Source organism: Soonwooa buanensis (assembly GCF_900167905.1).
Taxonomy (GTDB): Bacteria; Bacteroidota; Bacteroidia; order Flavobacteriales; family Weeksellaceae; genus Soonwooa; species Soonwooa buanensis.
In genome coordinates, this window is record NZ_FUYZ01000004.1 from 240,267 (window position 1) to 250,648 (window position 10,382).

Genomic DNA, 10,382 nt, shown 5'->3' on the forward strand with positions numbered 1-10,382 from the left:
GAGCAAAGATTTTAAAAATGTACTTAAGTTGAAACTTTTAAACATTGTTTCAAATTTATCAAAATAAGTACAGAAAAGGTTACGGATAACCGTAAAATTATTGATGCCTTAGCATTATTATTCTCAATTATTGCTGAAAAAAATGCTCTTTTATTACTCTCGCTTTACCATTTTGGCTTTTATAATTCGGATATCTGTTAATGGACGATCTTTGTCGTTTCCAGAACTGGTCGGGACGGTCGCAATCTTATCAAGAACCTCGAAGCCTTTGATGAGTTGTCCAAATACAGTGTAATTTCCATCTAAATGTGGCGTACCACCTTCGGTTGTATAAATTGCTCTACGATTTTCGGGGATGATAGCACCATTTAGTCGTTTTACTTGCAGTGTGTCTAACGCACCATTTCTCCATACTTTCCCTTGAACAATATAAAACTGACTTCCGCTGCTTGCTTTTTGCGGATTGACATCGTCACCTTCTCGCGCTGCTGCCAAAGCACCTTTTTTATGAAACAAAGTGGTATTAAACTCTGCAGGGATTGTATATTTTGGACCTCCTTCTCCCAAAGGTGTTCCTGCTGGCGCGTTACGACTGTCTGGATCACCAGACTGAATCATGAAATTCTTGATAACCCGATGGAAAAGTACACCGTCGTAATATTTTGATTTTACCAAAGTGATAAAATTGTCGCGATGTTTTGGTGTCAAATCACTTAAGCGCAATTCCATATCGCCGTAATTGGTGTGTAGCAAAACATCTTTTTGATAATCGCGAACAGTCGGTTTACTGGTTGTACAACTTACTACAAGCGCTAAACCAACAATCAAAAATTTATTGTAATGTGCCATAAGTTTTAATTTTTTTAATAAAGGGAAGGTAAATCTTTTCAAACAAAGTTTAAGCTTCTAAATCTAATTTATCATTCAAATTATCAAGATGATAGTTAAGATCACTGAAAGGAATTTGATGATGTCGCAAGGTTTTTAATAATTCCAGTTTGACATATTTTTTGTAATCTTCGTGGACAAAATCCAAATGCAGTCGATACCAAGGATATTTTTTATTAATCGTTTGAAAAGCGTCTTCAAAGTTCTCGTATTCTGTGACAAAATCGCTCAAGATTTCCTCAGCAATAGGGTCGTATTCGTTGTGATAATAAAGAAATTTTTCAACTTGATTATTGTTTTCTCTTTCGATTTTTAAGCTTCCACCTTCGGATAATAGTTTAAATACAAGTTCTTTCATATAAGCTAATTTTAGTTCCAGATGTAAAACTATTCAATTAAAAATAATAATTTATGATTGCGAAATTTGCATTATATAATTTTGATTGATTTTCAGGTTGTTAAATATTTTCTTTTTTTTAAGTCAGAATTATATTTTTTAATAAAGTTGAAAAGAATAATGATAAAATTTGAAATATTAATCATATTACTTAAAATGAAACTGATTTTAAATTTAATTTAGAAATGAGTTTTTAATTTTTTAAGAAAGACAAAACTGACAATTGTCATAGAATTTATTTATAATTATTTAACATTCTATTATTTGTATCTATAATCTTTAAGTTTTATTTTTGCATAAAATATCTGTAACAGCAGCTTATGAAACTGAGTAGAATATTCAAATTCTTTATTTTCTCACTATTATTTGCGACCATCAGTGTTTTTGGAAACTCTAATGTCTCCAAAACACCGGATGCAATTCTGTATGCTGTAGATACTATCGTTCCAGAGTTTTGTCAACATAGCGACAACGAGCAAGATATTTTTTCGGCCAACCGCACGATTCCAAAAGTTTCAAAAAAGATAATTTATCTTGAAAATTTTTATTTTGACTTTTTAGAAGTTGAAAGTGACTGCAACTTAACTTTTATCACCAATGATAGTCCGCGACTGCGTTGTGGCGTCAAATCTTTTCTCCATCTTTTACAGCTTTATTAGGAAATATTTTTTAATTCAATCTTAGATTATTTTAAAAGTATTTTAACCTAATTAAATTTCAATGCAAATTAAATATTGGATAATAGGCCTTGTTGCGCTATTGTCTGTAAGCTCTTGTGGCAAAGAAAATGCTGCAAAAAAAGATGATGTAAAAGCAGTTCCTGTCCTTACCATCAAAGAAAAAGATACACTTGTTAGCAACCAATTTGTTGCTGATATTCAAGCAAAAAAGAACATCGAAATCCATTCGCGTATGTCGGGCATTATGCAACATGTCTATGCACACGAAGGTCAATTTGTGAAGCGCGGTCAACTGCTGTTTAAGATTAGTGATGCCGAATTACAAATAGATTTGTTGAAAGCCAACGCAACTTTAAAACAAGCTCAAGCCGATGTAAGAATCGCTGAAGTTGAGGTTAGTCAGTTGCAATCTTTGTTCAATAAAAATTTCGTTGCCAAAAACGAATTAGACATGATGAAGGCCAAGCTTTCTGCAGCGCAAGCAAGACGTTCTTATGCGGATGCAGAACGTAAAGCGGTACTTCAAAAAGTGAGTTTTACCAATATTACAGCACCTTTCGATGGTGTTATAGACGTTATTCCTTTTAAAGATGGAAGTTTGGTGGAGAATGGCTCGCTGCTGACGACTTTGTCTTATTTGGATCAGATTTACGCTTACTTTTCGATTCCTGAGAATTTATATTTTGAACTTCAAAAAAATGATAAATTAAACAACTCCAACAAAATTGAATTGGTGCTTCCAAATGGTGCTAAATATGATTTTAATGGTGTTCTAAAAACTGCCGAAGGGGAAATTGATCAAGCGACGGGTTCCATCCGTTATAAAGTGGAATTCCCGAATGCAGATCGTTTAATTAAACACGGAACGTCAGGTAAATTGGTGATTTCGGATTTCCAACCGAAATCGATTATCATTCCTCAAAAAGCAACGTTTTCTATTCAAGATAAAGTTTATGTTTTTGTCGTAGATGCTGCCAACAAAGTGAAAATGAAAAACATCACAATTGCCAACACTTTGCGCGATTCTTATATGGTAGAATCTGGACTTAAAACGGGTGATAGAATCGTTCTGGAAGGGACTCAAGCGCTTCGTGACGGACAAACAATTCGAGTTAAAAAATAATAAACATTCAAAAATAAATTATTATGGTAGAAATGTTTATTAGACGAAAAGTTCTTTCGTTAGTGATTTCGATTGTTATTGTGTTGATGGGGATTTTGGCTTTAATGAAACTTCCAATCACGCAATTCCCCGATATTGTTCCGCCGTCGGTGACGGTTACGGCAAAATATACTGGCGCGAATGCCGAAGTGTCTGCAAACGCTGTTGCTTTACCGCTGGAACGTGCTATTAATGGTGTTCCTGGGATGACGTATATGTCAACTGTGACGTCCAATGATGGTTTAACGTTGATTCAGGTTTTCTTTGAAGTCGGTATCGACCCCGATGTGGCGGCAGTTAATGTACAAAACCGTGTGACAACTATTTTAGACGAACTTCCCGAAGAAGTAATTCGTGCTGGTGTAACCACCGAAAAGGAGGTGAACAGTATGTTGATGTATCTTAATATTACTTCTACAGACGAAAGTCAGGACGAGCAATTTATTTACAACTTTACAGATATCAATGTTCTTCAGGAACTAAAACGTATTGACGGTGTTGGACGTGCCGAAATTATGGGTCAAAAAGAATACTCGATGAGAGTTTGGCTGGACCCTCAAAAGATGACGGCTTACAAAGTTTCTGCGGAAGATGTGGTGAAAGCTTTACAAAAACAAAACATCTCTGCAGCTCCTGGAAAAGTTGGCGAAACTTCGGGTAAAACCAATAGCCAGCTCCAATATGTGATTAAATATACAGGGAAATTTTTCCAACCAGAGCAGTACAAGGAAATTCCGATTCGTTCGGATGCGAGTGGAACGATTTTAAAGTTGAAAGACATTGCTGACGTAGAATTCGGGGCGATGAACTACGGAATGGTTTCTAAAACCGATGGTCGTCCGTCAGCATCGATTATGATGAAGCAACGTCCAGGTTCCAACGCATCGGAAGTTATTAAAAACGTTAAAGACAAAATGGCGGAGCTAAAAGAGACTTCTTTCCCACCAGGAATGGAGTTTAATATGGCTTACGATGTTTCGCGTTTCTTGGATGCGTCGATTAGTGCGGTTTTAATCACATTAATTGAAGCCTTTATTTTGGTAGGAATTGTGGTGTTTATTTTCTTGCAAGATTGGCGTTCAACTTTAATTCCAGTTTTAGCCGTTCCAGTGGCACTTATCGGAACTTTTGCGTTTATGCAAATGTTGGATTTTTCCATTAATTTATTGACGTTATTTGCATTAGTTTTGGCTATTGGTATTGTCGTCGATAACGCAATTGTCGTCGTAGAAGCGGTCCACGTAAAAATGGAAGAAGGCATGGCGCCGCTTCATGCAACCATTGAAGCAACAAAAGAAATTGCGGGAGCTGTAATTGCGATTACGATTGTCATGTCGGCGGTGTTTATTCCTGTGGCATTTTTGGATGGTCCAGTCGGCGTTTTCTATCGACAGTTCTCCTTGACTTTAGCAATTAGTATCGTGATTTCGGGCGTTAATGCTTTGACGTTGACACCAGCTTTGTGTGCGATTATTCTTAAACCTCACAACCACGAGAAAAAGAAAAATATAGTTGATAAATTCTTTGCAAAATTCAATCAAGGTTTTGAAAAACTGACGAATGGTTACACGAATATTCTTTCCAAATTTGCGACAAGAACGAGTGTTACGTTTGGTGTTTTATTCCTTTTTATAGGATTAATGGTGGTTACGGCTAAGTTTTTACCATCAGGATTTATCCCAATGGAAGATCAAGGTATGGCTTATGTGAGTGTCACAACGCCACAAGGTGCAACGGTAGAGCGTACCGAAAAGGTTTTGGATGAAGTCACAACAATCGCGAAAAAGATTGAAGGTGTCGAAAACGTAACCACTTTGGCAGGTTACAGCATCGTGACTGAAATTGCAGGTTCCAGCTACGGAATGGCGATGATTAACCTTAAAGATTGGAAAGAAAGAAACATTTCTGTAAACGATCTTATCACCGACCTTTCCGAGAAAACGAAAGATATTTCGGATGCTCAGATTGAAGTTTTTGCACCGCCAACGGTTCCGGGATTTGGAAATACGAGTGGTTACGAACTTCGTCTATTGGACAAAAGTGGCGGAAGCATAGAAAATACGGATAAAATCACGAAAGATTTTGTTAAAAAACTAAATGAAGCGCCAGAACTTCAAAACAACTTTACGAGTTTTGATGCCACTTTCCCGCAATATTTAATCACGATGGATTACGATATGGCAGCGAAAAAAGGCGTTTCGGTGGACAATGCAATGTCAACTTTGCAGACTTTGTTGGGTTCATATTACGCGACCAATTTTATCCGATTTAGTCAGATGTACAAAGTAATGGTTCAGGCGAGTCCAGACCAAAGAGATACGCCAGAAAGTATTTTGCAATTGTTTGTTAAAAATGATTCGGGCGAAATGGTGCCGTTTTCAACCTTTATTAATATTGAAAAAGTCTACGGTCCCGAAGTTTTAACGCGCTACAATATGTATATGTCGGCGATGATTAACGGTGAACCCGCCAATGGATACAGCTCAGGAGACGCTATTGCGGCTGTTGAAAGAATTGCAAAGGAAAGTTTACCAAGAGGTTTTGATGTTGAATGGTCGGGAATGACGCGTGAAGAAATCCTTTCTGGAAACCAGACTTTTTACATTTTTATTATCTGTTTGATTTTCGTGTACTTGCTTCTGGCAGCGCAATACGAAAGTTTCTTGTTGCCGTTACCTGTTTTATTGAGTTTACCGACTGGGATTTTTGGTTCGTACATCGCTTTGATGGCGGTTGGTTTAGATAATAACATTTATGCCCAAGTTGCTCTCGTGATGTTGATTGGACTTTTAGCGAAAAATGCCATTTTGATTGTAGAATTCGCCATCCAAAGAAACAAAGAAGGTTACGACATTATTCCGGCAGCCATCGAAGGTGCAAGACAAAGACTTCGTCCGATTTTGATGACTTCTTTTGCGTTTATCGCAGGACTTATTCCGTTGGTAATCGCTTCTGGAGCAGGTGCTATCGGTAACCGTTCGATTGGTACAGCAGCAGCGGGAGGTATGTTTATCGGAACCGTTTTCGGATTGGTAATTATCCCAGGACTTTACATCTTTTTTGCAAAACTTGAACAAAGAAAAGAACGAAATGAACAACAAACTAAATAAATATTTTAAAATAGGAATCTTATCGCTTGTTGTGATGTCGTGCGCTACGCCACAAGTTGCCGAGATTAAAAAAGCAAAAGAAATCCCCACAACTGCGGTTTCTGAAACTGATGTTAAATTAGATTTGAATCAGCAAGTTGAACTCAGAACTTATTTTAACGACCCCGAATTGTTGAATCTTTTTGATGAGGTTGTAAAAGCCAATCCAGATTTCCAAATTGCACAACAACGCATCGAAATTGCGAACAGCTTTTTGCAACGTTCCAAAATGTCATTTTTGCCATCTTTGGAAATTGGAGCCGTTGTAAGTGGCGACCATTACGGAAAATACACGATGGAAGGTGTTGGAAACTACGACACCAATTTGTCGGGAAACATCACCGAAGACCAAAAAGTCAACAGAAATATAACACCAAATTATTGGTTGGGTGCACGAAGTTCTTGGGAAATCGACGCTTGGGGAAAGCTTAAAAATCAAAAATTAGCCGCTCAGAAAAAGTATCTGGCATCTGAAGAAGGTTTAAAATTAATTCAGGTTGAGTTATTTACAGAAATCGCAAACTTGTATTATCAATTGGTTTCATTGGACACCAAATTGGATATTTATCAAGAAAACTTCAAACTTCAACAGCGTGCTTACGAAATTGTTTCGGCACAGCGTGCAGTAGGGAAGGCGACGGAATTGGCTGTTCAACAATTTCGAGCGCAAAACAACAACTGGCTTGCTGAGATTGAACACATAAAAGCTGAAATTGTTTCTGTAGAACAAGCAATTACGACTTTGACAGGTCGTTACGGTGGCGAAGTGAAACGTAGCAATCAGCTTTTAGCAACTAATTTAGCTATGTTGAATAAGTCGATGGATGTCAATTCTATTATCCATTCCAGACCGGATGTTATTTCCAATTATTTTGTTTTGGAAGCTACGCAAGCAGATGCAAAGGCAGCACGAGCTGCATTTTATCCAAAAATAGATTTGGGTGCACACGTCGGATTGAATTCATTTTCAGTGGATAAGCTATTTAATCCCGCTTCGTTGGCTGGTCAATTATTGGGTGGTTTGATGGTTCCAATTTTTAATAAAGGACAATTGAAACACGATTTTAATGTTGCTAATAAGGAGCAAGAAATTGCATTTATCACTTATCAAAAAAGTGTGACGACGGCTTACAACGAATTGCAATCTATTTTAAAACAAACCGAAATTTTTCAAAAAGTTTTAAAACTCAAAAGCGATGAGGTTAAATTTTTGGATAACGCCATTGAAGTTTCCAACGATTTGTATCTCACGGGTTATGCCAATTATATGGAATTAATCAATTCGCAACGAAGCAAACTCAATGCGGAACTGAATTTATTAGAATTTCAGTTCCAGAATACAAGAAATAACGTTCTTCTATTTAAAGCCCTCGGCGGAAAATTAGACCGTTAATATGTGATGTGGTGGGGCTGTCCGAGAGGGCAGCCTTTTTTTGTTTAAAATTTTCTTATTAGCATAGATCAATTGATATGTTATTGTTTTAATTTAATTTTGAATAAAAAAATAAATGAAAGCAGCAATTTTGAACCAACTTGGTGAAGCACCTATTTATAGTGATTTTGAAACACCGAAAGCTTCTGAGAATCAACTTTTATTAAATGTTAAATCGGCTTCTGTTAAAAATTTGGATAAGGCGAGAGCTTCAGGGACGCATTATGCGAGTTACAGCAATTTGCCAACAACTATTGGTATCGATGGCGTTGGGATTTTAGCTGATGGACGACGTGTGTATGCACAAGGTATCACAGGAATGCTCGCAGAACAGGCTTTGGTTGCACCTCATCAGATTACGCTTTTGCCAGAGAATCTAGATTTTGAGACGGCTTCTGCTTTACCCAATGCTATTATTGGTTCGGCAATGGCGTTATTGTATCGCGCAAAAATTGAAGAAGGTCAAACAATCCTTATCAATGGTGCGACGGGCGTTACAGGCATGTTAGCTGTTCAGTTGGCTAAATATTATAAAGCTGGAAAAATTGTCGTTACTGGACGTAACGAAGCACTTTTACAAAAGACAGTGGATTTTGGCGCTGATATCGTTGTTCCGTTAAAACAAGAGGATGAAGCGATTATTAAACAATTGCAAAACATTCATCAAGAACACCATATTGACATTGTCATCGATTATCTTTGGGGAAAACCAATGGAGCTGATTTTGAAATCTGTGAAAGGTTCTAGTGTAAGCCACGAAGCAAAACCTGTTAAAATTGTGACCGTTGGCGAAATGGCTGGTGCTAACATTAATCTAGGTTCTGGATTGTTGAGAAGTACAGATGTTGAGATTTTGGGCTCTGGTTTTGGAAGTCTTTCACCAAAGGATTTGGAAGATTTTCATAAAAATATACTTCCACAAATGTTTGAATTGGCAGCGGAAGGAAAATTAAAAATTGAAACCGATGTCGAACCGCTTTCGAACATCGAAAAGGCGTGGAATAAAGATGTTGAAGCTGGAAAACGCCTTGTTATTAAAATTGCTGATTAAATTTAAAATCATTTTAACCTAAATATTATGAAACCAGAATTTGAAAATATTCCGTTAGTGAAAACGGATAAACAATACGAAATAGAAATTGATGGCGCTAAAGCTTTTATCGTTTATAGAGAAAGCGATGCTACGATAACGTTAATTCACACAGAGGTTGAAGAAGCTTTGCAAGGACGAGGCGCTGCTACTGCTGTTATCGAAAAAACTTTGGCGGCGATTGAAGAAAGTGGAAAAAAATTACGCCCACTTTGTCCTTTAGTGGTCAAATATTTGCAGAATCACCCCGAGTGGAATAGAATTGTTGCTTAAATTTAAATAAAAAATAATATGTCAAATATTGGAATCATCATCCCAGAACGTGCCGCAGATATCGGAAATTTTATGGTCGGACGACTTTTACCTTTCATCGAGAAAAGATCCGTTGGTCCTTTTGTTTTTATAGATCACATGGGACCTGCAGAGCTTAAAGATTATCAGAATCTAGATGTTCCGCCGCATCCGCATATTGGTTTGTCGACATTAACTTATCTTTTCGAAGGTGCGATAATGCATCGTGATAGTATTGGTTCGGCATTAGAAATTTACCCTGGCGCAGTTAACTGGATGACGGCTGGTAAAGGTGTTGTCCATTCGGAGAGAACGCCCGAGAATCTTCGTCATACTGATAAAAAACTTCATGGTTTACAGATTTGGGTTGCCTTGCCAAAACATTTGGAGGAGTCGGAACCTACGTTTCATCATATCGAAGCTAAAGATATCCCAGCTTGGGAGGAAGATGGTCTTAAAATAAAACTAATTGCTGGTAAAGCTTTTGGTAAAGAATCTCCTGTGCCAGTGCATAGTCCGCTTTATTTTATTGAAATTATCAACGAGTCTGATGAGTCTAAAACAGTAAATATCGGTGAGCATCTTTATGGTGAAAGTGCGCTTTATATTTTGGAAGGTCAAATCAAAAATGATGGAAATGCTTATGATCCAAAACAGATTTTGATTGCAAAAGATACCAAGTTATGCTCTTTTGAAATGGCTGCTAATACAACAGTTTATATTTTTGGTGGTGAAGCTTTTCCTGAAGAGCGTTATATCCACTGGAATTTTGTGAGCTCTAGTAAAGAATTAATCGAACAAGCTAAACACGATTGGAAGGATCAAAAATTCCCGAAAGTGCCGGGCGAGACCGAATTTGTGCCTTTACCAGTGTCTTCTCTTAAATAATTTTTAAAATAAAAATAGAAAGCTGCCCTTTGTTGAGCAGCTTTTTTTATGTTTTAAAATGGTAATGTGGTCAAAAATAGTTGGTGTTTTTTCACAAAATATTTTGTAATATACTGAGATTGATTGGAAGAGGAAATGAGCTCTGCTGAGGAGCAACTTATTAGCAATACAATCAATGCTGTAAACAATAGTTTAGAAGGGTGGCTTTTGCCATCCTTCTTTGTAAATTATTGGAACAGCTTTATGGCTAAAAAAAACCTTAACTACCTAATGTATTATTGTTTTTGATTTTTGTAAAAAAGATACCATTGGATAAATTGCTTTCTTCTACTTTTGGTAAGACCTCTATGAATATTGAGATTGCCTTTTAAGTGACCAAAAAAAGATTGTTCATTAAATATTTAT

The 10,382-nt window shown here is 36.9% G+C and carries 9 protein-coding genes; 7 read left to right on the forward strand and 2 right to left on the reverse strand.

Going from position 1 to position 10,382, the window contains the following annotated elements:
* Positions 1-153: 153 nt before the first annotated feature.
* Entirely contained in the window at positions 154-849 is a 696-nt protein-coding gene (locus tag B5X62_RS08115) for a peptidylprolyl isomerase (RefSeq protein ID WP_079666938.1), read from the reverse strand.
* Positions 850-898: 49 nt separating this feature from the next.
* Positions 899-1,246 carry a hypothetical protein gene (locus tag B5X62_RS08120; protein ID WP_079666915.1) on the reverse strand — a complete coding sequence of 116 codons (348 nt, stop codon included), beginning with the start codon at positions 1,244-1,246 and terminating at the stop codon, positions 899-901.
* Between the two features lie 359 nt (positions 1,247-1,605).
* On the opposite strand from B5X62_RS08120, the gene B5X62_RS08125 reads away from it, so the two are divergent.
* From B5X62_RS08125 to B5X62_RS08155, 7 genes are all read left to right on the forward strand, one after another.
* On the forward strand, positions 1,606-1,944 hold the full coding sequence (locus B5X62_RS08125) for a hypothetical protein (protein ID WP_079666916.1): 339 nt from the start codon (positions 1,606-1,608) through the stop codon (positions 1,942-1,944).
* A gap of 61 nt (positions 1,945-2,005) precedes the next feature.
* Entirely contained in the window at positions 2,006-3,088 is a 1,083-nt protein-coding gene (locus B5X62_RS08130) for an efflux RND transporter periplasmic adaptor subunit (protein ID WP_079666917.1), read from the forward strand.
* Between the two features lie 23 nt (positions 3,089-3,111).
* On the forward strand, positions 3,112-6,237 hold the full coding sequence (locus B5X62_RS08135; RefSeq protein ID WP_079666918.1) for an efflux RND transporter permease subunit: 3,126 nt from the start codon (positions 3,112-3,114) through the stop codon (positions 6,235-6,237).
* Positions 6,218-7,669 carry an efflux transporter outer membrane subunit gene (locus B5X62_RS08140; RefSeq protein ID WP_079666939.1) on the forward strand — a complete coding sequence of 484 codons (1,452 nt, stop codon included), beginning with the start codon at positions 6,218-6,220 and terminating at the stop codon, positions 7,667-7,669. The genes B5X62_RS08135 and B5X62_RS08140 overlap by 20 nt, the downstream gene beginning before the upstream one ends.
* A 115-nt stretch (positions 7,670-7,784) precedes the next feature.
* Positions 7,785-8,759 carry a quinone oxidoreductase family protein gene (locus tag B5X62_RS08145; RefSeq protein WP_079666919.1) on the forward strand — a complete coding sequence of 325 codons (975 nt, stop codon included), beginning with the start codon at positions 7,785-7,787 and terminating at the stop codon, positions 8,757-8,759.
* 27 nt (positions 8,760-8,786) lie between these two features.
* Positions 8,787-9,071, forward strand: a complete 285-nt coding sequence (locus B5X62_RS08150; protein WP_079666920.1) for a GNAT family N-acetyltransferase — start codon at positions 8,787-8,789, stop codon at positions 9,069-9,071.
* An 18-nt stretch (positions 9,072-9,089) separates the two neighbouring features.
* Complete coding sequence (locus tag B5X62_RS08155; protein WP_079666921.1) at positions 9,090-9,977, forward strand: pirin family protein; 888 nt, start codon at positions 9,090-9,092, stop codon at positions 9,975-9,977.
* The last annotated feature ends 405 nt before the right edge of the window (positions 9,978-10,382 follow it).